At 41.7% G+C, this 23,548-nt stretch carries 22 protein-coding genes; 5 read left to right on the top strand and 17 right to left on the bottom strand.

Annotated features, from left to right (window positions below; genetic code table 11):
* Positions 1-114: 114 nt before the first annotated feature.
* The 8 genes from CHA01nite_RS00945 to CHA01nite_RS00980 form a co-directional block, all read right to left on the bottom strand.
* Positions 115-1,893: an acyl-CoA dehydrogenase FadE gene (locus CHA01nite_RS00945; RefSeq protein ID WP_146939347.1), complete on the bottom strand. Its 1,779-nt coding sequence runs from the start codon at positions 1,891-1,893 to the stop codon at positions 115-117.
* A gap of 111 nt (positions 1,894-2,004) precedes the next feature.
* On the bottom strand, positions 2,005-3,183 hold the full coding sequence (locus CHA01nite_RS00950; protein ID WP_146939348.1) for a thiolase family protein: 1,179 nt from the start codon (positions 3,181-3,183) through the stop codon (positions 2,005-2,007).
* A 46-nt stretch (positions 3,184-3,229) separates the two neighbouring features.
* A complete protein-coding gene (locus tag CHA01nite_RS00955) occupies positions 3,230-3,583 on the bottom strand; it encodes a four helix bundle protein (RefSeq protein WP_146939349.1) in 354 nt (117 codons plus the stop codon).
* A gap of 46 nt (positions 3,584-3,629) precedes the next feature.
* Entirely contained in the window at positions 3,630-6,023 is a 2,394-nt protein-coding gene (locus tag CHA01nite_RS00960) for a 3-hydroxyacyl-CoA dehydrogenase/enoyl-CoA hydratase family protein (protein WP_146939350.1), read from the bottom strand.
* Positions 6,024-6,103: 80 nt separating this feature from the next.
* Positions 6,104-6,553, bottom strand: a complete 450-nt coding sequence (locus tag CHA01nite_RS00965; protein WP_146939721.1) for a MarR family winged helix-turn-helix transcriptional regulator — start codon at positions 6,551-6,553, stop codon at positions 6,104-6,106.
* Positions 6,554-6,719: 166 nt separating this feature from the next.
* The gene (locus tag CHA01nite_RS00970) at positions 6,720-7,643 is read right to left on the bottom strand and encodes an ABC transporter ATP-binding protein (RefSeq protein ID WP_146939351.1); all 924 of its coding nucleotides are present in this window, start codon (positions 7,641-7,643) and stop codon (positions 6,720-6,722) included.
* 455 nt (positions 7,644-8,098) lie between these two features.
* Positions 8,099-9,070, bottom strand: a complete 972-nt coding sequence (locus CHA01nite_RS00975) for an iron chelate uptake ABC transporter family permease subunit (RefSeq protein ID WP_146939352.1) — start codon at positions 9,068-9,070, stop codon at positions 8,099-8,101.
* A gap of 20 nt (positions 9,071-9,090) precedes the next feature.
* Positions 9,091-9,645 carry a TlpA family protein disulfide reductase gene (locus tag CHA01nite_RS00980; RefSeq protein WP_146939353.1) on the bottom strand — a complete coding sequence of 185 codons (555 nt, stop codon included), beginning with the start codon at positions 9,643-9,645 and terminating at the stop codon, positions 9,091-9,093.
* A 33-nt stretch (positions 9,646-9,678) separates the two neighbouring features.
* On the opposite strand from CHA01nite_RS00980, the gene CHA01nite_RS00985 reads away from it, so the two are divergent.
* Positions 9,679-10,803 (top strand): ferredoxin--NADP reductase, encoded by a 1,125-nt coding sequence (locus CHA01nite_RS00985; RefSeq protein ID WP_146939354.1) that lies wholly within the window; start codon positions 9,679-9,681, stop codon positions 10,801-10,803.
* The gene (locus CHA01nite_RS00990) at positions 10,800-11,417 is read left to right on the top strand and encodes a SanA/YdcF family protein (RefSeq protein ID WP_146939355.1); all 618 of its coding nucleotides are present in this window, start codon (positions 10,800-10,802) and stop codon (positions 11,415-11,417) included. Before CHA01nite_RS00985 ends, CHA01nite_RS00990 begins: the two co-directional genes overlap by 4 nt.
* Before the next feature lie 227 nt (positions 11,418-11,644).
* Here the strand turns inward: CHA01nite_RS00990 and tamL are convergent, their stop codons facing one another.
* A complete protein-coding gene (gene tamL / locus CHA01nite_RS00995; RefSeq protein ID WP_146939356.1) occupies positions 11,645-14,236 on the bottom strand; it encodes a translocation and assembly module lipoprotein TamL in 2,592 nt (863 codons plus the stop codon).
* On the opposite strand from tamL, the gene CHA01nite_RS01000 reads away from it, so the two are divergent.
* Entirely contained in the window at positions 14,222-14,953 is a 732-nt protein-coding gene (locus CHA01nite_RS01000; protein ID WP_146939357.1) for a TrmH family RNA methyltransferase, read from the top strand. The genes tamL and CHA01nite_RS01000 overlap by 15 nt on opposite strands.
* Before the next feature lie 64 nt (positions 14,954-15,017).
* On the opposite strand, the gene CHA01nite_RS01005 is transcribed toward CHA01nite_RS01000, so the two are convergent.
* The 5 genes from CHA01nite_RS01005 to porQ form a co-directional block, all read right to left on the bottom strand.
* Positions 15,018-15,515, bottom strand: a complete 498-nt coding sequence (locus CHA01nite_RS01005; protein WP_146939358.1) for a phosphoribosyl-ATP pyrophosphatase — start codon at positions 15,513-15,515, stop codon at positions 15,018-15,020.
* A gap of 3 nt (positions 15,516-15,518) precedes the next feature.
* Positions 15,519-15,827, bottom strand: a complete 309-nt coding sequence (locus tag CHA01nite_RS01010) for a phage holin family protein (RefSeq protein WP_146939359.1) — start codon at positions 15,825-15,827, stop codon at positions 15,519-15,521.
* A gap of 82 nt (positions 15,828-15,909) precedes the next feature.
* Complete coding sequence (locus tag CHA01nite_RS01015) at positions 15,910-16,257, bottom strand: YtxH domain-containing protein (RefSeq protein WP_146939360.1); 348 nt, start codon at positions 16,255-16,257, stop codon at positions 15,910-15,912.
* 95 nt (positions 16,258-16,352) lie between these two features.
* The gene (gene cmk / locus CHA01nite_RS01020) at positions 16,353-17,027 is read right to left on the bottom strand and encodes a (d)CMP kinase (RefSeq protein WP_146939361.1); all 675 of its coding nucleotides are present in this window, start codon (positions 17,025-17,027) and stop codon (positions 16,353-16,355) included.
* Positions 17,028-17,121: 94 nt separating this feature from the next.
* Positions 17,122-18,114 (bottom strand): type IX secretion system protein PorQ, encoded by a 993-nt coding sequence (porQ, locus tag CHA01nite_RS01025; protein WP_146939362.1) that lies wholly within the window; start codon positions 18,112-18,114, stop codon positions 17,122-17,124.
* A 412-nt stretch (positions 18,115-18,526) separates the two neighbouring features.
* Between porQ and pyrH the strand changes: the two genes are divergently transcribed.
* Positions 18,527-19,234 carry a UMP kinase gene (gene pyrH / locus CHA01nite_RS01030; RefSeq protein ID WP_146939363.1) on the top strand — a complete coding sequence of 236 codons (708 nt, stop codon included), beginning with the start codon at positions 18,527-18,529 and terminating at the stop codon, positions 19,232-19,234.
* Between the two features lie 132 nt (positions 19,235-19,366).
* Positions 19,367-19,921, top strand: coding sequence for a ribosome recycling factor (gene frr, locus CHA01nite_RS01035; protein ID WP_146939364.1), 555 nt, complete (start codon positions 19,367-19,369; stop codon positions 19,919-19,921).
* A 252-nt stretch (positions 19,922-20,173) separates the two neighbouring features.
* Here the strand turns inward: frr and CHA01nite_RS01040 are convergent, their stop codons facing one another.
* The 3 genes from CHA01nite_RS01040 to CHA01nite_RS01050 form a co-directional block, all read right to left on the bottom strand.
* Positions 20,174-20,803 (bottom strand): hypothetical protein, encoded by a 630-nt coding sequence (locus tag CHA01nite_RS01040; protein ID WP_146939365.1) that lies wholly within the window; start codon positions 20,801-20,803, stop codon positions 20,174-20,176.
* 98 nt (positions 20,804-20,901) lie between these two features.
* Entirely contained in the window at positions 20,902-21,690 is a 789-nt protein-coding gene (locus CHA01nite_RS01045; protein WP_146939366.1) for a hypothetical protein, read from the bottom strand.
* A 377-nt stretch (positions 21,691-22,067) separates the two neighbouring features.
* On the bottom strand, positions 22,068-23,528 hold the full coding sequence (locus tag CHA01nite_RS01050) for an LptF/LptG family permease (RefSeq protein ID WP_146939367.1): 1,461 nt from the start codon (positions 23,526-23,528) through the stop codon (positions 22,068-22,070).
* Positions 23,529-23,548: the final 20 nt, after the last annotated feature.

Here is a 23,548-nt window from a genome sequence, read left to right on the forward strand (position 1 = left end):
TTTAAGCCACTATTGCTGTAAGGGGGTTAAAGCAAACTAATCAAAAGTCTTTTTTAAAAACAAAAACGCCTCAGATCACTGAGGCGCTTTGAAATCAAATTTATATATAAAAGACTAATAAGTTCCTTTATTAATGTAGTGGGCGGCAATTTTTTCCGTTAATGCCACTACGTTCGGGTGGTTGGTATATTTGGTAAACCTTCTCAGTCCGGAAAGCATCATTCGTTGTTCATCGCCTTCTGCGAATGAAATAATTCCTTCTTTAGCTGCAACGGTGATTTTTTCTACCGCTTTATAAAGATTCAGCTGGGCCATTGCGGCCTCTACAGATTCCGGAGCCGAATGCTTTTCAGCCCTGAGAACTGAAGATTCCGCCATGTAGATCTGGTTCAGGATTTCGGAAGCATTTAGCAAAAGGTGCTGCTGCTTTTCAATATCCATCATGTATTTCTGAAGGGCCGCTCCGGAAACCATCAGGAAAACTTTCTTCAGGTTGGCGATAATTGCCTTTTCCTCACTCATGAAAGCAGAATAATCCGGGACGTCAAAGGAAGGAATTCCCATCAGCTCTTTACCAATGGCCATTGCCGGAGACAAGAGATCCAGTTCTCCTTTCATGGCTCTCTTGATCAGCATTCCTACGGCAAGCAGCCTGTTGATTTCATTGGTTCCTTCGTAAATCCTGGAAATCCGTGAATCTCTCCATGCCGATTCCATCGGGGTATCTTCAGAGAATCCCATTCCACCGTACACCTGGATTCCTTCGTCCGCTGTATGCTGGGCTAAATCTGAAACAAAAACTTTCAGGATAGAACATTCCACTGCAAATTCTTCCACGCCTTTCAGCTCTGCCGCCTGGTGATCCATTCCGCCGGCTACCAGTTCATCAATTTTATCCTGGATGTCTTTTGCGGCTCTGTAAGATCCGGCTTCACTTACGTAAACCCCGGTTGCCATTTCGGCAATTTTCTTTCTGATCGCTCCAAAAGTGGAAATGGAAACGCCGAACTGTTTTCTCTCGTTTGAATACTGAATGGAATGGTTCAGGATTCTTCTCTGTGCATCCAGACACGCTGCCGCCAGCTTGATACGGCCTACGTTCAGGGCATTCAGTGCGATTTTGAAACCGTTGTTTCTTTCGCCCAGAAGGTTCTCTACCGGAACCTTCATGTCGTTGAAGAAAACCTGTCGGGTAGAGGAGGCCCGGATTCCCAGTTTGTGCTCTTCTTCACCGAAAGTCAGGCTTTCAGGATTTTCCAGTTCGGAACGGTTGATTACAAAGCCGGTAATGTTTTTATCGTCGTCTATTTTAGCGAATAAAGTAAAAGTATCGGCGAACCCTGCATTGGAAATCCACATCTTCTGTCCGTTGATGAGGTAATGTTTTCCGTCTTCAGATAATCTGGCTCTCGTTTTACCTGAATTGGCATCAGAACCTGCATCCGGCTCCGTTAAGCAGTAAGCGCCGAATTTTGTACCGGCTGCCAGGTCAGGAAGATACTTCTGCTTCTGCGCTTCGGTTCCGTACAATACGATCGGTAGGGTTCCGATTCCCGTATGTGCTCCATAGGCTGTTGCCAGAGACCCTGTAGCTCCGGAAATATAATCGCAGGCCAGCATGGTCGTTACGAATCCCATTCCCAGGCCGCCGTATTCTTCGGGAACAGCAATTCCCAGCATTCCCATTCCGCCGAGCTTACGCATTACTTCCTCCGTTAGCGCATAATCTTTTTTCTCGAAGCGCTCCTTTTGAGGAACCACTTCACGGTCAATAAATTCCTTCGCAGAATCGCGAAGCATTTTCTGTTCTTCATTCAGCTCTTCAAGACTGAAGATTTCGTTTGCAGGAATTTCCCTGATCAGGAATTCACCACCTTTTACTATATTTCCCATTTAATACTGTTTTTATTTTAATTTTAAATTGTCAATGCAGAAACAACCGCTTTTCATCCACAATAAAAGCTAAATGATTTTAACTCTGCATGATCTCTTTGTTTTTTTTAATTAAAGTAATTCAAAAATACTGGCTGCTCCCTGACCGGTTCCTACGCACATGGTCACCAGACCATATTTGTTTCCGCGTTTTCTCATCTCATCAAGCAGCTGAACCGTCAGTTTGGTTCCGGTACATCCCAGCGGGTGACCTAAAGCGATGGCGCCTCCGTTAACGTTTAGAATATCAGGATTTAAATCCAACTCTTTTTTTATAGCTACGGATTGGGACGCAAAAGCCTCATTCATTTCGATCAGCTCAATATCCTTCAGTTTCAGTCCCGCCTGTTTTAATGCTTTCGGAATCGCGTAAAGCGGACCCATTCCCATAATTCTCGGCTCGAGACCGGCAGCAGCGTAGGAAACCAGTCTGGCTTCCGGCTGTAATCCGAGTTCTTTTACCATTTCTTCACTCATTACGACTACAAAAGCCGCTCCGTCACTCATCTGAGACGAGTTTCCTGCCGTTACGCTTCCGCCGTTCGCAAAAACGGGCTTCAGTTTGGCAAGGCCTTCCAGGGATGTATCTGCTCTCGGGCCTTCATCCACGGCGAAGTCAAACTTCTTGGTCTGTATTTTTTGGTTTTCATCCAGAAAATTATATTCTACGGGAACCGGAACGATCTGACTTGCAAATCTGCCTTCCTGATTAGCTTTTAATGCCTTTCTGTGAGATTCAAAGGCAAATGCGTCCTGTTCTTCTCTGGTAATGTTATACTGTTTGGCCACTTCTTCTGCAGTGTAGCCCATGCCCCAGTAATAATCGGGGTTTGTTTTGGCAATATCCGTTTCCGGTACCGGCTTGTAACCGCCCATCGGAATATAGGACATGGATTCCGTACCGCCTGCAATGATACAGTCGGCCATACCGGCCTGGATTTTTGCGGAAGCAATGGCAATCGCTTCACTTCCTGATGCACAATACCTGTTGACGGTAACGCCCGGAACTTTGTCGGTATTCAATCCCATCAGCGAAATCAGACGCGCTACATTCAGTCCCTGTTCTGCTTCCGGCATGGCATTTCCTACGATCAGGTCATCCACTTTGTTTTTATCCAGTTGCGGAAGCTCGGCCATTAATTTTTCAATTACGGTAGCGGCCATTATGTCGGGTCTTGTAAACCGTAAACTTCCTTTTGGTGCTTTTCCAACGGCGGTTCTGAACCCTTTTACTATATATGCTGTTTTCATAAATTGTATAATGTATTAATGTATGATGTACAATGTATTTCTAGTCTTAACTTGAGTAAACTTTTTTCAGTTTTATAATCATATTTTGTATATGCTGTATTTCAATTAACGTTTTCTGGAATTTACCTTCCGCAAAAAATTCACATTCCTTTGCGATGATAATCTGGGTTTCAAATTCAAAAGAAGAACCTAAAGCAATATTTAAAAAATGTGAGAACTGAGCATTGGTATCTCTGCCTGCTCCTTCCGCTATATTGGATGGAATTGAATATAAACATCTTCTTGATTGAGCAATTAAACCAAATAGCTTATCTTTAGGAAATTCTTTCGAAAAGAAATAATAGATTTTACAAAGCTGAATAGATTTTTTCCAAACTTCTAATTGCCTAAAATCATGCATATTAAAATACTCTTTACGTTAATACTTTTTACATTTTACAAATAATCTAGTTTCTCAATGGTTTTCCATTCTGTAACATGTACTGGATTCTTTCCAATGTTTTTCTTTCCCCGCAAAGCTGCAGGAAAGTCTCTCTTTCGAGATTAAGCAGATACTGCTCGGTAACCACGGTTTCTTCGGAAAGATTTCCTCCGACCATAACATTGGCCAGTTTATCGGCAATCTTTTTGTCATGCTCGGAAATATAGTTTCCGGTAAGCATCTGGTCGGTTCCGACGTAGAACATTCCGAGGGCATCTTTCCCTAAAACTTTTACCTTTTGCTCGATAGGCTGGGTATAGCCGTGTTCGGCTAAGCTTTTTGCCAGCATTTTTGCGGTCATGATCTGGTTCCTCTTATCTACGGAAACGATGTCCTTTCCATGCTCGAGAATTCCCATGTCGTAGGCTTCGTAGGCAGACGTGGCCACTTTACCCATCGCAATATTCATAAAGGCTTCCCGTAGACGGTTGTTCTTAACATCATCTTTATGGAATTCCCTCGATGTTCTCAGGGTAAGCTCTTTGGTACCGCCACCACCCGGAATTACTCCGACTCCTGTTTCTACCAGTCCGATATAGGTTTCTGCTGCGGCAACCACACGGTCGGCATGCATTGTCATTTCACATCCGCCGCCTAAAGTCATACCGTGAGGAGCAACCACAACCGGAACAGAGGAGTAGCGTACCCGCATCATGGATTTCTGGAAATAAGCGATCGCCATATTCAGATCGTCCCAGTCCTGTTCGATGGCCATCATCAGAATCATGGCCAGGTTGGCTCCCACGGAGAAATTGGTTCCCTGGTTACCGATAACAAGACCGTCGTATTCTTTTTCGGCGAGATCGATGGCCCGGTTTAATCCATCCAGGACTTCACCCCCTAAAGAATTCATCTTTGAACGGATTTCAAAGTTGATGATGCCGTCGCCCAGATCTTCAATTGCCACTCCGGAATTGCTCCAAAGGGTTTTGTTTTTCCGGATATTGTCTAAAATGATCAGTGAATCCTGCCCCGGGATTTTGCCGTATTCACCTGAGTTTTTATCAACATAAATACTTTGTCCGTCTTCATTTACCTTATAAAAGGTTTCCACATTCTTCACCCAGTCCGATACGTCGTAGCCGGCATCCTCAGCAAGCTCAATACCTTTTTGAACACCAACGGCATCCCAGATTTCAAACGGTCCGTTTTCCCATCCGAAACCTGCTTTCATGGCATCATCGATCTTGTATACCTCATCGGAGATTTCAGGGACTTTATGTGAAACGTAAGCGAACAGGGCACCCAGTGATTTCCGGTAAAGTTCTCCGGCCTTATCTTTACCGCCGATCAACACTTTAAAACGGTCGATCGGTTTGTCTATGTTTTTAGTCAGTTCCAGGGTCGGGAAGGAAGATTTTCCCTGCAGCTCATAATCCATGGTATCCAGGTTCAACCCATGGATTTCGGACTTGCCGTCTGCATTTTTCACTTTCTTATAAAAACCCTGCTGGGTTTTGGAACCCAGCCATTTGTTATCCACCATCTTCTGGATATACCCCGGAAGAGCGAATACATCATTAAAATTATTAGCTTCCGCACCGCTCTGGCGTACGCCGTTGGCTACCATAACCAAAGTATCCAGACCAACCACGTCCGCTGTCCTGAATGTTGCTGATTTCGGACGCCCGATAACCGGTCCTGTCAGTTTATCAACTTCGGAAACCGTCAATCCTAACTTCTGTACATTATGAAGCAGATCCATCATAGAAAACACTCCGATTCTGTTGGCAATGAACGCAGGGGTATCTTTCGCCAGAACCGTTGTTTTTCCAAGGAATTTTGCACCGTAGTTCATGTAAAACTCGATTACTTCGGGAAGGGTATCGTGGGTTGGGATCACCTCCAGTAAGGGAAGGTAACGCACCGGATTAAAGAAATGGGTTCCTGCAAAATACTGTTTGAAGTCCTCGCTTCTTCCTTCCGTTAAGAAGTGAATCGGAATTCCGGAGGTATTGGAAGAAATTAAAGTTCCCGGTTTTCTGAACTGTTCTATTTTTTCGTAAACGGATTTTTTGATGTCCAGTTTTTCTACGACGACCTCGATAATCCAGTCCGTATTTTTTATTTTAGGCAAATCATCATTAAAGTTTCCGACGGTAATTCTATCTGCGAATTTCGGCGAATAGAGCAGTGCCGGACTTGCTTTCTTCAGTTTTTCAAAATTTTCTGAAGCAATCCTGTTTCTTACCGTTTTGTCGTCTCTGGTTAAACCTTTTTTCTGTTCTGCTTCGTTCAGCTCAAAAGGAACAATATCGAGCAGCGATACCTGGACGCCGATATTGGCAAAATGCGCCGCAATACCGCTTCCCATAATTCCTGAACCAAGAACGGTCACGTGTTTGATTCTTCTTTTCATTAATATTTATTTTTAGTTATTATCTGTATAATAAAGTTCGCCTGTCCAGTTCCTCTCTAATCTGATGAGGAATGACAAGCTTATTTTTTGTTGTTGATATCCGATGCGATTTTCATTATCTCACTCATAACTTCCTTGAAGGTTTCGAGTTTATCCGGTGATATCTTCTCCATGACCTTCTTATTGAAGTTGACAACTACCTCTTTAGACATGTTTCTGGAGTTGAGGCCTTTATCCGTAAGTTTGATAATGACTTCCCGCTTATCGGTGGTGGTCTTTTCTTTATAGATATAGCCGTTATCTTCGAGGAGTTTGATAATTCTGGTGAGGGAAGTAGGCTCAATTGCCATTTTCGGGCCGAGATTGGTACTTCTTGTTCCTTCTTTAGGATCAATTTTTAAAAGAGTAAGGGCCTGGACCGCCGTAGAATCATGTTCCTGGGCCAGTTCGGTATACATTTTGGAAACAGCCAGCCAGGTCTGCTTTAAGATTAAATCTACGTTCTCTATTTTTTCTTTATTATTATCCATCATTTTTTACTGAATGGTTCTAAACCAAATTTAGTAAATATTATGCATGCATAGTATTTATTTGCGTTAAAATTTGTTAATAAAATGAAAATGAGGATGTTAATTAATATGAGAAGCATAATATTATGCATGCATAATATATGAGTTATTTAAACTAAAGCCCTGATTAATGAATGGTTTTCACGAATTTAACGATTTCTTCAAAAGATTCGCATTGCTGCAACAGGTGACCGGAGGTAACCAGCCAAATATCATTCCGGAATTCAAATTGTAGTGAAGAAAGGTCTTTTCGAAAGTTTTTCTGAAGCAGGGAATACAGCATTTCTTTATAAGTATCCGGCGCTTTGATCAAGGGAGGGACAAAATTCTCGTTGATCTCAAAAAGAGTGGGATTAAGCAATTCATCATGCCTTAGCAGAACATCTTCCACAATCCCCGAGTATAATTGTCCTTCTTTCACATACCAGATCTTATCGGCAAACTCTTTAGCGAGGCGCCAGTCGTGGGAAGAGAAAAGGATGAGCTTGTTTTGCTCTTTCGCCAGTTTTCTGAGGGTTTTGAGAATGATGATCTTATTTTTTTCATCCAGATGGGTCGTCGGCTCATCCAGGATAATGATCGGGGAGTTTTGGGTTATGGCCCTTCCGATAAATGCTTTCTGAAGGTTACCGTCCGAAAGGTTTTTCAGCAGCGTATCTTTATACTGTAAAAGATCCAGTTCCCGGATGATCCGGGAAACCTCCTCACGGTCTTCTTTTTTCAGTTCAAAATAAAAAGGATAATAAATATATTTCCCCAGCGAAATCAGGTCTTCCACCGTGTAATTCTGCGGAACCGGAGCAGTTGAAAAAACCACGGCAATCTGTTCTGCAATTTCCTTTACGGAAAAGTGCCTGATGTTTTTATCCTCAATAAAAATGTCTCCATCAAGCAAATCAGTCTGATTTAGGATCGATTTGATTAAAGTGGTTTTCCCCACACCGTTGTCTCCGATCAGCAGGCATACTTCTCCCAGATGCAGATGGGCATCTGCTTTTGAAATTAAGTTTTTATTATAGCCAATGTCTGCCTGTTTAATTATTAAATGCATTACTTAAATAGAAACGATTAGGAAAAAAAATTATAGTAGGAACCATACTAAAAATAAAATATAGAAATTTATGCTTCCTGACTTTCCATAAGCTATATACTCCTAAGATTAAGGATCCCCAAAATGCTGAAGATATTGCTATCATAAACCACCAATTACAACTGAATGAATATATCCAATGTTTTTCCTGATCTATTCTGAACATTTTTGAATATTCTAAGAGCCAAAAGCTTACTACAAACAAAATAATGTTTGCTGCAATCAGTTGTTTCTGCTTTATCTCTATATTCATAATCACTTTTAAAAATATGATTTTGTATTAAATGGTTATATCCAAAGCATCTCTACAAAATTAGTCTGGATTCCTGCGGAATGACAAACTAAGGTATATATTTTATTATTTAAATTACATATTCTCAAACATCTGTGCAATCTGCAAAATCTGCGAGAGATAATTAAGCCTTGTTCTGTTTCAAAAGCATTCCCAGAATCACCGGGATTCCGAAAACCGAACTGATTACATTCAGAGGAATCTGCGTCTTTTCGGCAATTACAGAAAACAGGAGCATCATCAGCATTCCCAGGAACATATTCAGAATCCATTGCTGCCACAGCCTGGAAGGATTATAAATCAGCCGGCAGAAATGCGGTACGATAATGCCGATGAATAGAATCGGTCCTAAAAAAGCAGTCACGGAAGCCGACAGCAGGGAAGAGGCAGCGATGATCCCGATCTTCAGACGGTTCAGGTTGACGCCGAGGCTCTGAGCGTAAGAAGTACCTAAGGAATTACCGATCAACGGTTTGATCATGTTAAAGCAGACCCATAATCCTGCTGCAATCAGAGCGGATAACACGTAAATCTGGTTCCGGGAAACCATATTGTTTGCTCCGAAAGACCAGAGAATATAGTTTTTAAGGCTTTGATTTTCCGCATAGAACTGAAGCAGCGAAACAATGGCTCCGGCAAACGCCGAAACCAGAAATCCGAAAATAACGAGATAAGATTTATCCTGAAACCGCTTCGAGATCGAAAGCAGCACCAGCATCAGCAATAAGCTTCCGGCAATGGCCGACAAACTGAGGAAGCTGTTCTGAAGGAATTCCGGAAGGAAGATATCATGGGAAAAAAAAATGTAAAAAGCAACTGAGAGACTGGCCACGGAGGTAATCCCGAGAATATCCGGCCCTGCCAATGGGTTCTGAAAATATTCCTGCATCAGGAAACCGGAAGTCGGAATGGAAATTCCGGCGAGCAGCATCACCAGTACCCGGTTGACACGGATCTCGGCAATCTGGCTGTTCGACGCATTTCCCCAAAAGTCATGAAAGTTTAGGCTTAAAAATCCGGTGTTCAGATTAATGACGGCCATAGCCAGGATTGCAATCAGCAAAAATAAACACAGGATTTTAAATTTATCGGACATTTATGAAAAGGATGCGCAGATTATTTTAAGAATGAATTTATTTTTTCATTCAGCATTTCTTCAGACATCGAGCCTTCAATTTCGCCGGTTTTATCGCCTTTTCTGAAGTAGGTAAAAGGGATTCCGTTGCCTGTCCAGGTTTCGAAATTGGAAAAGAAGGTATTGTCGAACTTAGATTCGTCTACCAGAACGATATGGTTTTCCAGTCCGTTTTCCTTTGCAAATGCCGGAACTTTATCTTTCCAGGCAGGCTTATCCATAATATCAACAAAGGTAAATTTTACCGGCTTGCCATTCAGCTCACTGATCTTTTTCTTGAAATGCGGAATTTCCATCATACAGGGGCCGCACCAGGTTGCAAAGAAATTGGTAACATATAAAGTATCATTTTTCTTGGATAAATGACTGACCAATTCCTGCTGTGAAATTTCTTTCAGGTCAACAGAGGATGTCGCAGCTCTTTGGGAAACTGCGGTAGAATCTGCAGATCCCGTAGTATCTTCCGTTCTTGTACTTTCTTTTTTGCAGCCTGCCAGGGCAAAAAGCACCAGCGCAGACAAAATTATCTTCTTCATAATTATTTTTTTATCTATTTTTGAGTTAAAGTTATGGAAGAATACATCTATAAAGGGAAACAGACGCAGTTTCATCGGTTAAAAATAGCGAAAAAGAAAGAACTTACCAAAAATACTTTTTCCCTGGAATTTGAAATTCCGGAGCATCTGAAGGAAAATTTTAAGTTTGAAGCGGGACAGTTTGTCAGCGTAAGATTTAAGGCAGAGGGTGAATACGTGATCCGGGATTACTCGATGACTTCAGCCCCTTATGAACATAAGATAACCCTTGCCATCAAAATCAATTCTCCACAGGCCGTTGCTGCACAGCTGTCTGAAAATTATCGGGAAGGCGATTTGCTGTGGGTGAGTGAGCCGGCAGGAAGATTTACTTTGATTTCCAAGCCCAGCGAATTCAGGACGATTGTAGGCTTTGCTGCAGGAATCGGGATTACCCCGGTCTTAAGCCATTTTAAAAATATCCTTCACAACGAACCGAGGACGCGGCTATACCTGTTTTTCGGAAATAAAAGTTCGGAAGGGCTGATCTTCAGGGATGAGCTGGATCGTCTTGCTGAAGAATACAACAACCGGCTGCAGATTTTTTATTTCTACTCCAGGGAAAAAGCAGCCAATAGTTTCTTCCATGGAAGGCTGGACGATAAAAAATTAAGCCTGATCATCAACCAGATTCTCCACCTGGATGATACTGACGAGGAATCGACGATCTGGGATGCCGTAGACGAAGTGCTGATCTGCGGAAAAGGGGAGATGATCAGGACCCTGGCAAATGCCTGCTACCATCATGGAATTCCTAAGAAAAACATTCACTTTGAACTGTTTGAAGCCTTTAATGATGATATTTATCCTGTAGAAAAAGAATTCCCGCTGATCGAAAACGTAAAAGTGGAATTCAATTTGCTGGGTACGGCCTATGACACCCTATTACCGGACAATAAAGAAAAAATTCTGCAGCAATTGTTAATTCAGAAATTTCCTGTACCTTATTCATGCAAATCCGGGATCTGCGGAAGCTGCGAATGTATTCTGGAAGAAGGAGAAGTAGAATTGCTTGAAAATGAATATCTAACGGAAAAAGAAGAAATAAACGGACATATTTTAGCTTGTATGTCGATTGCCAAAAGCAGGAAAATAAAGCTTAACTTTGATCTTAGTTGAGAATAATAAAGAACATATTTAATCTTGTATTCGTATCGATAGAAATAGGTATTCTGTTGATATGCCTGGCCAATGCCTGGGTTTTTGCCCTGACAGACGGCCGGACCTATACAAAAATCTCCAAAATTCCGCCCCGGGAAGTGGCCCTTGTCCTCGGAACATCCCCCAGAATGAGATCGGGAATATCCAATCCTTATTTTACAAAGAGAATGGACGCCGCCGCGCTCCTGTATCACCACGGTAAAATCCGGAAGATCCTGGTAAGCGGTGAAAAGAGCAAAGGGTATGACGAACCTGCCGCCATGAAGACGTATCTGGTCTATCAGGAAGGGGTTCCGGAAGAAATTATCATGGAGGATCCGAGAGGCTTCAATACCTATCAGAGCATTCTCCGCTGTAAGGATGTTTACCATAAGGACAATGTCATTATTGTCTCTCAGGGCTTTCATAATCTTCGGGCTCTTCTTTTTGCCAGAAACAACAACATGAATGCCCTGGGTTTTGATGCACAGGATGTAATGAAACCTGAAAGTTATTACAGGAACCAGTTCCGGGAGATCCTTGCCAGGACAGTGGCGGTTGTATACTTTGCTTTGGGAATTTCGCCGGATTAACAGGGTTACTCCCTGATCGTTTTAGATTCATGTGAACCCGAAGAAGAACTTGGGGTTTAAAGGCTGGAAGAGGGCAGCCGGATGCCGGAAATTCTTTTGTCAGAAATATGATCAAAGGTCTTGATGATCAAACGAATCATTTCAACTTGTGAAAGTTCTGAACTTTGACAAAGTTTTTCAATAGCCTTAGAATCAAGTACAAAATCGGTTCATCGTATCAAATATTGTTAGAAAGGATATCCGAAAGCGATATTAAGCGTCGGCTTAAACGGCTGGAAATATTTTAATCTCCATTTTTCGCCGTCAGGACGGTTCGGTTCATACATTTTATAGGCTAAATCCAGTCTCACTTTGATGTACGCAATGTTTAGCCTCAATCCGACACCGCTTCCGACACCAACCTGCTTCAAGAATTTATTGAATTTAAATTCGTCTCCGTAATTGTTATTTTTAAGACTCCAGATGTTCCCGATGTCCGTAAAGACAGCCCCTTCATACGTATCGTTAAAAGGAACCCTGAATTCGATGTTGGTGGTCAGTTTCATATTATCCGTCATATAGGTACGGACTCTTTCGTCAACCTGGGAATCGGCAGGTCCCAGTCCGCCGAAAGGCACCCAGGCCCTGATGTCGTTGGGCCCACCATTGAAATAAGAACGGATTACCGGCATATTGGAAGAATTTCCGTACGGAATCCCGATACCGACAAACTGGCGCAGGGCCAGGGTATTATCCCCGAATTTAAAATATTTCCTGATATCAAAATCAAACTTCACAAACTGGGCATAAGGAATATTGAAAATAGTCCTCTCCGGGCTCGTGGTAATCCCCCCTTCATTTCTTTTCTGGTTGAAAATACTGAAGATATTTCCGGCCAGCTCTACCTTACCGCTAAAATAGAAAGCATTGGGATAATCATTCTTTCCGATTTCATTATAGATAAAATTGTAGATCATGGAGGAAATCAGGACGTCCTGTGTCTGCCGGTCTTTGTTGACCAGCGTTCCTACAAATGCCGTATACCGGTCCAGACCCTGCTGATTAAGCCCCTGAATATAATCGGTATCATTAATAATCTGCTGGGAAACCTGATCAATCGTCAATTGGCCTGCATAGAACTTTTGGGCAATCTCGGAATTGGTGGCAAAATAATCATTGAAAAATTCTTCACGGATGGCATTATCGCTGGTAAAGTAGCTGTAATAGGCGTCTTTATTCTTTGTTAAACTGAGCTGCGTATTGAAAAGCGTCAGCCTGTGGGTTACCTTTTCATTTACCGTTGCAAGATAATTCAGTCCGGTATTGAAATTCAGTCTTCCAAGACCGATATTGTTCTGGTCGGAGACTCCTAAAACAATAGAGGAAGTCGGGCTGTACCGTTTGGGGATCAGCTTGTAATAGTTGAATGGCAGCAGCAACCTTGGGAAGCTCAGAGAAGCCTGGGCTGAGATTTCGTAGGCCAGGATTCTTCTGTCGATATCTTTAGGATCAACAATACGTCCGAACGTTCCGGATACGCTTGTGGATAGGTTTTCAGCGCCACCGAATACGTTTCTTGTAATAAGATCTACAGAAGGAGAAACTCCGAAGTTCAGTACCTCGGAATAATTTAAATCCAATCCGACTTTCAGGTCATATTTCGGCAGGGGCTTTAAGATATAAGTAACATCCACAATACTGTCATTGGGGCTGGTACCGCCGCCCCGTCTTAATGAATCTCTCGCCTTCAGGATGCTGAAATTATTCATCGACAGAATATTCCTTTTGGTAAGATCCAGCTTGTTCTGGTCATACACCTGCTTATTTCCTACGATAATAGCTCTCCATATTGCCCGGGAATCATAATTGTTATTTGTTTTGTGAAAGCGGATTCCTCTTAAACTGTCTTTTCTGGTTCTTCCGGGAAAATCCTTGATATCATCCACAATCGCTACATCAATATTTCCGATGGTGGATTTTTTATACGGACTGTCCAGAGAATCTTTATGAACTTCCATAACAAGAGGGACCTGCTTGGTACTTTTCAGTGAATCTGCCACGAATCCCACTTCATCCCCCAAAGCATTGAAGCGGTAGTAGCCATATTCCCTCATAAGGTCATTAACCCGGTTTACCTCCTTTTCAAGGACCGTCTGATCCAAAATCTGCCCGCTCCTTATAAGGCTTTCCCTTAAATGCTGCTGATAGATGCTTTTTACCTCTTTATCGGTAATATTGTAATAATAGTCTTTAATGTAAGTAGGATCCTTATGGGTAATAAGATACGTAACGGACGCTTTTTTGGCCGCAGAATCCAGATCATGCTTAAACTTTACCTCGGCATCCCAATATCCTCTGTACGTAAGCCTTTTCTCAATAGAAACAGCACTTTTCTCCGTCCGGGCCTGATCCAGGATGACCGGAGCGGAGCCCCAGTTATGGTACAGCCTGTCCATAAAGAGACTTTTCCCGATATCATTGTTCATATTATACTTGATGAAAAGAGAATCCCGGAGTTTCTGGTTTCTCATCTCATTAGGATAAGTCATGTATTCATTGAGGAGGGTATCGTATTTCGGGTTGGCGGCGTTGTACAGCCAAAGGCTCAGCGGCATGAAAAGAAACTGCCTTTTATTGGGCTTCTGCTGAACATAGCCTTTCAGTTCCCCGTCGAAAGGTTCCTTCTTATCTTCAAACTCAAAATTGTTCCTGACCAGCAGATAATCGCCGTCCGGAACTTTTTTCGTCGTACTGCACGCATACAAGAGACCAACAAATGTTGCAAATGAGATAATTTTATAATACTTTTGAGGAGAATTCTTATAATGCTTACAGCTCATACAATAAAAGTTTTACAGTCTTTGGATAAAAAGAAGTTCAGGCAAAAATACAATTTGTTTTTGGTTGAAGGTAATAAAATCATTTGTGAACTTTTCAATTCTAAGGTTAAAATTAAAGAAATATTTTCTATCGATCCTCAAAAACTGGACCGTACGGATGTACCCGTCACCCATATCTCTGAAAATGAGCTCAAAAAAATAAGCATGCTGCAGCATCCCAAAGATTCTGTAGCGGTCTGCCATCTTGAACCTCAGGAAAAGTCGGAAGATAAGGCTATTCAGCTGGTGCTGGACGGGATTCAGGATCCGGGAAATCTGGGGACAATCATCCGGCTGGCCGACTGGTTTGGAATCGAGCAGATCATCTGCAGTGACGATACGGCAGACGTTTATAACCCGAAAGTCATTATGGCCACCATGGGTTCTTTCGCCAGGGTAAACGTTGTTTATACAAATCTGACAGAATATTTAGCGGATACGGAAAATGTGAATATCGGAACCGATATGGAAGGAGAGAATATTTACCGTTTTGAAAAGCCTCAGAAGCTGAATTTAATTCTGGGGAACGAAGGAAACGGGATGCGTCCGGAAACCGAACGGCTGGTCGAAAAAAGCGTGATGATTCCGAGGTTCGGAAAATCCAGATCTACAGAAAGCCTGAATGTTTCCATGGCTGCAGGAATTATTCTGGGACAGCTTTTCAAAGAAGCGGAATAATACAATTTCAGGGCTTTAAAGTAGGACAAAATGTAATTTAACCGCGACTTTAAAACCCTGAAAATTAGATAAGCTGTTCCATACTGGATACGCTTTTGTTTTTCTGGTAGGTTTCAAGTTTTTTTCTGATAAAGCGCAATGCCATGGGTGCTAAATAAATCATGGCAGCACCGATAAGTTTTTTCTTCCAGTTGGAGCTTTTGAAGTTCTTCCGGGCATAATTTCCGACAAGGGTGGTTACGGCAAGATTAATCATGATATCCATCGCTTCCCCTTTAAAGGCCGAACCTGCGATGGCCGCCGCCGAGTTTTTGCCGGTAAAAGCTTCTTTTATTTCGCTGGTAATCTGTTTGGCGATTACATCCTTCCGGAGGACTACTTTTTCATCACCATCCGCATCTACCTTTTCCTGAAGATACTGGTCGGTTAAGCCGTTGGTAAATGCACTAAGGGTTTCTTTTGTATTTTTGAAGGTCAGGAGATCTTCCATCCCTTCAAGTTCCTGCTTCAGCAGATTTTTCTTTCTTCTCAGTTCTTCGAGGTTTTCATACTTTCTGCCCATAATTTAATGATTTAAGAATTTAATGACCTGATCTGCCACAGAATTTACGATTTTCTTTTTAAATACCATTACTAAAATCATAATCAGTAGGTAAAATCCTGCCACGATCAGAAATCCGTAAGACTGATTGCCCAGTGCTTCCCCAATGAGAAAGGCAATTCCGAAATTAAACAGGATGATGAAAAAACCAAAAGCAACAAGCATGGCCACAAAATAAGTGATGGCTCCTGCAGAAAGGGAAGACTTTTCAGTAGCTTCTATCTTCAGCAAGTCAATTCTTTTTGACACATATTCTTTAATAGTTTCTATCATTGTTTTTTTATTTGAAGTTATAAAAAAAGGAACTTTCATTTATAAAGTTCCTTTCCATAATTTACCTAAAAGAATAAATCATTTATTGTTTTAGATCGTTAAGTTCCGATTCCACGTTTTTTACAACATCTGCCGTTTTGGAAACAATCTGATCTTTGTATTTATCATATCCGTCTTTTACGGTATGGGCTACAGTATTTGCCGTTTCTTTAAAAGTAGATGAAATATTGCTGTACTGATCTTTAACTTTTTCAGAAACTTCATCATATTTATTTACAGCCTGATCCTTGATATCGTTAGCTTTTGTTTTAATCTTTTTTCTGGTTTCCTTTCCTTCTTCAGGAGCGTAAAGCATTCCTAGAATTACACCTGCTGCAGCACCTGCAAGAAGTCCTGCTAAAACACCTGCTGTATTGTTTTTTTTAGACATTTTCGTTTTTTTTAATAGTTAATAAATACTAGCTTTTTTCTTCCTGTAAAGTGTACAATTTATATACCAAAAGAAGTAAAAGGGTATTAAAATTGTTAAAATGAGTCAATGTATGAAAGAATCGCATCAATCGTTTCCTGCTTGTTGAGATTGGTATTATCAATAACGATGGCGTCTTCAGCCTGCTTCAGTGGGGCTATTTCCCGTTCGCTGTCGATCCGGTCCCGTTCAATCAGGTTTTTCTTGACCTGCTGTTCATCAGCGGTGATTCCGAGGCTCAGGAGTTCCTGGTATCTCCTGCGGGTTCTTTCATCAATACTGGCAGTGAGAAAGAATTTATAGTCTGCATCAGGCAGGACAACGGTCCCGATGTCGCGTCCATCCATAATAATGCCGCCTTTTTCAGCCTGGGACCTCTGGGCTTGCAGTAGAAAATCCCTTACCGGCTTCTGTTTGGCCACAAAGCTTACATTATCCGAAACTTCATTGGTGCGGATGGCTTTTGAAATATCGATATGGTTGAGAAAAAGTATCAGCTCGCCACCAAAGTTCCTGAATTCAAGCTCAATCTCGGGAAAGGACGAGAACAGCCTGTCCGGATCAATGGAGCCGTTCCCGCCGGTACAGTTCTGGAGGGCAAACCAGGTAACCCCCCGGTACAGGGCTCCGGTATCGAGATGGATGATCCCCAGTTTTTCGGCAATAATTTTAGAGATTGAACTTTTTCCGGTAGACGAGTACCCGTCGATCGCGATTACAGGTTTTTTCATTCTGCAAATTTCCAGATTTTTTCTTAAAAATCAAGGAACCTTAAGAGATTTTCTTAAGGTTCCTTTTATTTTATTGCTTCGCTTTTTATCTTAATTAATATCCTGCATGGCTGGTAAGATCTACAGAGATACCTATCTGGTTGACATTCGAAGCGTTATGGTATCTTACATGGGCATAATCGATCCTGAACCTGGAAAGCCTGACGCCGAAACCTGCCGATAATCCTGAGAAGTTTCTCTGGTCTACAACAGCCAGCTCGCTTCCGCGCTTCACATTGTATCCTAACCTGATGTTGAAGCTTTTTTCCGGAAACAGCTCGGCACCCAAAGAAAAATGGTCTGCTATTTTTCTTCCTGCATTTACTTCCTGGCCGTTCACATTGTAAGGTGAGGAAATATCAAACTGCTGGATATCATGGGCAGTAACGGTAATGGCCAGGGGAATCACCTTTAGAGTCCGCGTATATCCAATATCGACGCGGAAAGGGAGGTTTTCCCTGGTTCCGTTGAATGACTTGAACTGATACCCGAAATTCCTGAATACCACCGATGCCGTCTCTTTGTTCTTTTTATTATGATAGGTAACGCCTGCATTTCCTGAAATCGCAGAAGCCGAATAGCTGTCGATTTTCGAAGTGATGAAGTTCAGTCCGCCGCCGATCGTCCAGTCTTCTTCGAACTGGTAAGCGTAGCCCGCCCCGACGGAGACATCGGAAGCCGTGAAGGTACCGTTTTCAAAACCGCTGTCATCCGTCCTCGGGATACTTCCGTAGCTCATATACCGTGCGTTGATGGTAGCCATATGGCCGTTATCAAAATCTCTGGCATAAGCGATGGTTCCGTATTTGGAATCGGCAAGGTAGGCGGTAGCATTTACGGAAAGCTGGTTATCCGAATCTTTATTCAGCAAAGAAGGGTTTGCAATAGCAAAGGAAACATCATGATCTCTGACGGAAATCGCATCACCGCCCAGGGCTGCCTGCCTGGCAGAAACCGGTAGGTTCAGGAACGGAAAAACATTCGTCCCCGTTTGTGCATTAGAAACAATTCCTGACAGAAATAATGAAAAAATGACAATTTTCTTCAACTCAGTTTATTAGTAATGCAAAAATAATCCTTTTTCGTACTTGTCAAAATATTTCTCACATTATTTACAGGCAAATATGTATTTTTTGCAAAACAGGGGCATATTTCAAACGGGATAATTTTGCCGGATGCCGGAAGTCTGATCTTATCGGATTCGCGTTGTCATAGCCCCGATTGCAGCGGCATCCTTTTTTGTACGGGATCAGGCTCAGGCAAAAAAGATATAGCGGAAAGCGGGAAAAAGCTCCTGATCAGACGCCGGCTCTTTCTCGGGAAAGCCTCATGAAACAGGTGGGGGCGGAAGATTTAAAAATTTGATCCAGAATTAAAAACCAACCTTATTAATGATTATATTTGCAGAGTCAATTTTTTAAGACAATCAACCTAACGGAAAAAAGTTATTTATACAAAAAATGAAATATAAAAGAATCCTTCTGAAACTGAGTGGTGAAGCCTTAATGGGGAACAGACAGTATGGTATCGACAACGAAAGGCTACAGGAATACGCAGCAGAGATCAAAACAGTAGTAAACAAAGGCTGTGAAGTGGCCATTGTCATCGGAGGAGGAAATATTTTCCGTGGGGTAGCCGGTGCCGCTAAAGGAATGGACCGTGTACAGGGTGATTATATGGGAATGCTGGCAACCGTAATCAACGGGATGGCTCTTCAGGGTGCCCTCGAAGATGTAGGTATTAAAACCAGGCTTCAGTCGGCTATCGAAATGGATAAAGTGGCTGAGCCATTCATTAAAAGAAGAGCCGTAAGGCATCTTGAGAAGGGAAGAGTAGTGATTTTCGGAGCCGGAACCGGAAACCCGTACTTTACAACGGATACGGCAGCCACACTGAGGGCCATTGAAATTGATGCGGATGTGATCTTAAAAGGAACACGGGTAGACGGAATCTACGACAGCGATCCTGAAAAAAATGCAGATGCGGTAAAATATAATTCATTATCTTTCGACGAAGTTTATGCCAAGAACCTGAAAGTAATGGATATGACGGCATTTACCTTAAGCCATGAAAACAAACTGCCGATTATTGTTTTTGATATGAACAAAGACGGCAACCTGGAAAAAATCGTGGACGGTGAAAATGTTGGTACTTTAGTAGACCTGTAAGTATAAGCCAGGTAAAAAGAACCTAGTAAAAGTAATGGGCAGGCAGGAACCAAAGGTATAAAATTTGTACGGTCATATACTTTTAACCTGAAACTTTACTCAATGTGTAACTTATCAAATTTTTATTATATAATGGAAGAATTAGATCTTATAGTAGAATCTGTAAAGCACGACATGGAAGCGGCTATTAAGCACTTGGATCATGCATTTCAAAGAATCAGGGCCGGACGTGCGTCTACCAATATGGTTCAGGATGTGATGGTAGAGTATTACGGGGCTCCGACTCCGCTTAATCAGGTAGCGAATGTGTCTGTACCGGATGCGATGACAATCTCTATTCAACCTTGGGACAGGACGTCAATCAATGCGATCGAAAAAGCGATTATCAATTCCAATCTGGGTTTTGCACCTTCTAATAACGGGGAGAATATCATTCTGAACGTACCGCCTTTAACTGAGGAAAGAAGAAGGGATCTTGCCAAACAGGCGAAGAGCGAAACGGAAGATACGAAAATCGTCGTAAGGAATGCAAGACAGAACGGACTGAAAGAACTTAAAAAACTGGAGGGGGTATCTGAAGATGTGATCAAGGGGATCGAAGCGGATATCCAGGAACTTACCGATAAGCACGTTAAGGCCTGCGACGATCATCTTAAGGCGAAAGAAGCTGAAATTATGAAAATATAATTTTCAGTCGACCCATATATAAAGCGGTTTCATTTCGGTGAAGCCGTTTTTTTTGATGATTCATTCCTGAAGAGCCGGGTACAAAGTGAAAAGAACCGGACGAGACTCAGTGAAAATGCAGTCTGAACCACCAAGAGACAGGAAGGTGTAAGGTTCAGTTGGGATAACAAAGATTATTTTGCCGGATGCCTGAAGCACAGCTCACCTTAACTTTTCTGAACCCATTCATCATTTATTAGTGGATTAAAAAATTTACAGGCATAAGGTCTTGTTTTTCCTGTCTTTATTCTTCAGAATTTTCTGATAAATATCCATCAGTTCTTTAACATCACAATTTCCTTTCCTGTTGGGAACCGTCTCAGGATCTACATTTTTACCGGCAGATCTTAGGGTAAAGTTTTTCTCCAGGCATTGGATGGGGCTTCCGTTTCTTAAATAAATCCTCTGCTGGCTGATGCTGTCTTTGGTAATAGGTTTTTCAGCAGTACCGCCGTCAAACTGCCATACTGTTTCTTCTTTGAAAATGAAAAATACGCTGTTGTTTTTTACGTAATAATTTGTCACTGAGGAAAAGTGGCTGTCTGCGTAAAAATGCTTAACCATTCTCAGTCTTTGCTTTTCATTGTAAAAGTCTGCTTTTCCTTCGGTTTCTTCACAGGTATACGTAAAGCTGGCAGAATCTAATTGTTTTGATAACAGCTTTTCGTTGATTATGGTAAATTCTTTTTTGATTTCATCAGGGGTCTGCAGAATTTTGTCCGGCGAAAGTGTGTCTTTTTCAGTTTTAGAACTGTTCTTTGAAAGGCTTTTTCCCGAAGTTTCTTTCTGTTGATTGCATGAAACAAACAGCATCAGGATCATGGCAGTTATAATAATTTTCATAATATAAATTTGGCTGATCCAATAATACAAAAAATTCCGTACCAAACAAAAAAGCAGTCTCCAATCTGAAACTGCTTTTCTTTTATTTTAAAAACCGGCTATTTACAGTTTTCATTGTAATCAACGATCACCTCATCGACGATGGCCTTATTGTCTGCCATGGCATTTCCGACTTCATTTCTGATGAATTTTCCCAAACCGGAACGCTGTTTCGTATCATTTTTTAAAGAGGCATATTCCCCTTTGGAAGCTTTTGTTCTTACGACAGGACAATCGGCAATGATCATTTTCGCCTTTACGGCAGTAAGCTCTTCCGGTTTTCCGCCTTTCTTGGAATAGACATAAGACGGATTTTCCCGCATTCTTCTGTTTTCCGCATCAGCAACGGCAATCTGGCTTCCGGCTGAGAAAGTAGTCGGGAAACCGTATACTTTATAGACTTTGATTTTCCCGTCGGCTACAAGTTCTGCAAACTGGTTGCTTTTCGTCAGGTTATTGAAGGCTTTCATGTTGCCGCTCAATCCACCGTTCTGGGTATTGTAGGCTTCTTTTACATTGGTGTATCTGATGTTTTCAAAAACCCTTTCCGCATCGTTATCAATAGCCATATAGCCTTTGAGGTCATCCACATCATAGGTTTTGAATTTCTGCTTTTTCTTGGAAGCGTCAATATCGGTAGAGGCAATAAATTTTACCTTTTTCTGGTTTGTCCACGGGCTCATATCGTTTCCGGCCAGCCTTACAATGCCTTCGACCTTCCTGCCGCTTTTATCAATGATATAGCCGGGTTTTTCTCCGGTTCTCATTTCATATTCGGTAATGTCGTCCTGTGCATAGGCATGGAAAGAAGCCAGGCTCAACAAACCAAAGAGTAATATTTTTTTCATAGTACTAAATTTTCAATTTCGGTAAAGATAATTTTTTTATTGTTAATAATGTAAAGCTGAAGCAGAATTTAGTTTATATGATGGAAGCAGGTGCCGGAAATTTTTACAACCGATGGCATTTTAAGATTCCCAAACCATTAAGATTTAATAAGGAATTCAGGAAATTAAGTTGAGCTTCGCTATAAGCAAACCGCAAGATGAAATCTTGATTTCATCTTAATCAAAACTAAAAATCTTACTATCTCTTAATCGTTAATTTTCTCTACCATCATATTTTGTATGTTTCCCCTGACTTTTTCCCCTGACTCTTTTAAGCTGATTACCAAACAAAAAGATCCGGCAAATCTCCGGATCTCATGTATTTCATAATGGTTCAATTACTGGTAACGCTGGTGCTCCTTATTTTTTACAAACAGTTTTGTAACCGGTTTTAAGGCTGCTTTATATTTTTCAGCGTCAAACAGCTGGGAATCCGTTAAGGCTTTATACGTCATCCAGACTCCGAAAGGGAAAAGGACAATATTCGGGATCCATGCGGCGAGGTACGGATTGATTTTTCCGGACCAGGCCATGTTCTCGAAACCTACGTTGATTACGTAAAATATAATAAAGATCACAATGGCAATAATTACCGGGAGCCCCATGCCCCCTTTTCTGATAATGGAACCGAGGCTGGCTCCGATCAGGAAGAAGATAATACAGGTGAAGGAATAGGTAACAATTCTCTGCTGGTAAATAACCACTTTGTTGTAATACTTGATGCCGGGGTCCAGTTCATTGTTTTTCCCTTCAAGGGTGCTTTTCAGACTTTCCAGCCGGTCGTAGGCATTCTTGATGATTTCCAGCTTCTTCTCTTTTTTCACCGTATCCAGTTTGATGATCGGCTTCGCTTTTGCCTTCGCACGGTTCTGTTTGGAATCCATGTAGCTGATAACCGAATTGGTCTGATTCAGCACATCATTATTAACGTTGGTGAAAAAACGGTCGTTGTCGGTTTTCGCTTTTTCAATCGTTTTATTAAGTTCATTAAAGGTCTGGAAACGGTAATCGTCTGTAATCTTTTCCTCCTCAATCGCTTTATTGATGATTTCACTGACATCGAAATGGGAAGTGAGGGAATCGAATTTAATGGCCTGATCCGGCTGTTTCAGCCTCACGTTTTCACCTTTTCCGGCAAAATTATCATCATAGACATAACCATCATACAATACCAGTTTCAGGTAATTTTTATTGGCAGCCGGTACAAACTTTCCTCTTTTAGCAACAATAGTCTGCTGATTGTCGTAGGAGCTTGCTTTTTTATGGACGAAGACCCCTTCGATATTTTCATCGTTTTCACCGGTAATCTTATCGAACTTTACCATATTTCCCGGGATCTGGTCGATGAACTGGCCGGGTGTGAAATTCAGGGCCGGCTTCGTTTGGGCAATATTAAAAAGCATGTTCTTGGCTTTTCTCTGGAAATCGGGAATGATGTTGTTTGAGAAAAAGTAAAGAATAATCGACATGATTATTGTTACTCCCAGCAAAGGCATCATCACCCGGGTCAGGGAAATTCCAGCCGCTTTCATGGCGGCAAGCTCATACCGTTCTCCAAACTCACCGAAAGACATAATGCTGGCCAGCAGGATCGTTAGCGGCAATACCATACTGATAACGCTTACCCCGAGATAGAACAGGAGTTTCATGATCTGCCAGTAGCTTAATCCTTTCCCCATAAACTGTCCCAGCTGGATCCAGATAATGTTTACAATGAAGATAAAAAACAATACGCTGAATATAAAGAAAAACGGTCCGAAGAAGGTTTTTATGATATATCGGTCTAGTATTTTTAACATGCGCCAAAATTAAACAAAAA

The sequence above is a fragment of the Chryseobacterium hagamense genome, assembly GCF_007991455.1.
In the GTDB taxonomy this organism is placed as follows: domain Bacteria; phylum Bacteroidota; class Bacteroidia; order Flavobacteriales; family Weeksellaceae; genus Chryseobacterium; species Chryseobacterium hagamense.

Excerpts from the sequence above, each read along its gene's own strand:
- CHA01nite_RS01045 (WP_146939366.1), bottom strand. The coding sequence starts at position 21,690 with ATGAAAAAAATATTACTCTTTGGTTTGTTGAGCCTGGCTTCTTTCCAT.
- CHA01nite_RS00985 (WP_146939354.1), top strand. The coding sequence starts at position 9,679 with ATGGAAGAATACATCTATAAAGGGAAACAGACGCAGTTTCATCGGTTA.
- frr (WP_146939364.1), top strand. The coding sequence starts at position 19,367 with ATGGAAGAATTAGATCTTATAGTAGAATCTGTAAAGCACGACATGGAA.
- CHA01nite_RS01005 (WP_146939358.1), bottom strand. The coding sequence starts at position 15,515 with ATGGGCAGAAAGTATGAAAACCTCGAAGAACTGAGAAGAAAGAAAAAT.
- CHA01nite_RS01050 (WP_146939367.1), bottom strand. The coding sequence starts at position 23,528 with ATGTTAAAAATACTAGACCGATATATCATAAAAACCTTCTTCGGACCG.
- CHA01nite_RS00980 (WP_146939353.1), bottom strand. The coding sequence starts at position 9,645 with ATGAAGAAGATAATTTTGTCTGCGCTGGTGCTTTTTGCCCTGGCAGGC.
- CHA01nite_RS01010 (WP_146939359.1), bottom strand. The coding sequence starts at position 15,827 with ATGATAGAAACTATTAAAGAATATGTGTCAAAAAGAATTGACTTGCTG.
- CHA01nite_RS00975 (WP_146939352.1), bottom strand. The coding sequence starts at position 9,070 with ATGTCCGATAAATTTAAAATCCTGTGTTTATTTTTGCTGATTGCAATC.
- CHA01nite_RS00970 (WP_146939351.1), bottom strand. The coding sequence starts at position 7,643 with ATGCATTTAATAATTAAACAGGCAGACATTGGCTATAATAAAAACTTA.
- CHA01nite_RS00945 (WP_146939347.1), bottom strand. The coding sequence starts at position 1,893 with ATGGGAAATATAGTAAAAGGTGGTGAATTCCTGATCAGGGAAATTCCT.
- CHA01nite_RS01040 (WP_146939365.1), bottom strand. The coding sequence starts at position 20,803 with ATGAAAATTATTATAACTGCCATGATCCTGATGCTGTTTGTTTCATGC.
- CHA01nite_RS01015 (WP_146939360.1), bottom strand. The coding sequence starts at position 16,257 with ATGTCTAAAAAAAACAATACAGCAGGTGTTTTAGCAGGACTTCTTGCA.
- CHA01nite_RS01000 (WP_146939357.1), top strand. The coding sequence starts at position 14,222 with ATGCTTACAGCTCATACAATAAAAGTTTTACAGTCTTTGGATAAAAAG.
- tamL (WP_146939356.1), bottom strand. The coding sequence starts at position 14,236 with ATGAGCTGTAAGCATTATAAGAATTCTCCTCAAAAGTATTATAAAATT.
- pyrH (WP_146939363.1), top strand. The coding sequence starts at position 18,527 with ATGAAATATAAAAGAATCCTTCTGAAACTGAGTGGTGAAGCCTTAATG.
- cmk (WP_146939361.1), bottom strand. The coding sequence starts at position 17,027 with ATGAAAAAACCTGTAATCGCGATCGACGGGTACTCGTCTACCGGAAAA.
- CHA01nite_RS00965 (WP_146939721.1), bottom strand. The coding sequence starts at position 6,553 with ATGGATAATAATAAAGAAAAAATAGAGAACGTAGATTTAATCTTAAAG.
- CHA01nite_RS00960 (WP_146939350.1), bottom strand. The coding sequence starts at position 6,023 with ATGAAAAGAAGAATCAAACACGTGACCGTTCTTGGTTCAGGAATTATG.
- CHA01nite_RS00950 (WP_146939348.1), bottom strand. The coding sequence starts at position 3,183 with ATGAAAACAGCATATATAGTAAAAGGGTTCAGAACCGCCGTTGGAAAA.
- CHA01nite_RS00955 (WP_146939349.1), bottom strand. The coding sequence starts at position 3,583 with ATGCATGATTTTAGGCAATTAGAAGTTTGGAAAAAATCTATTCAGCTT.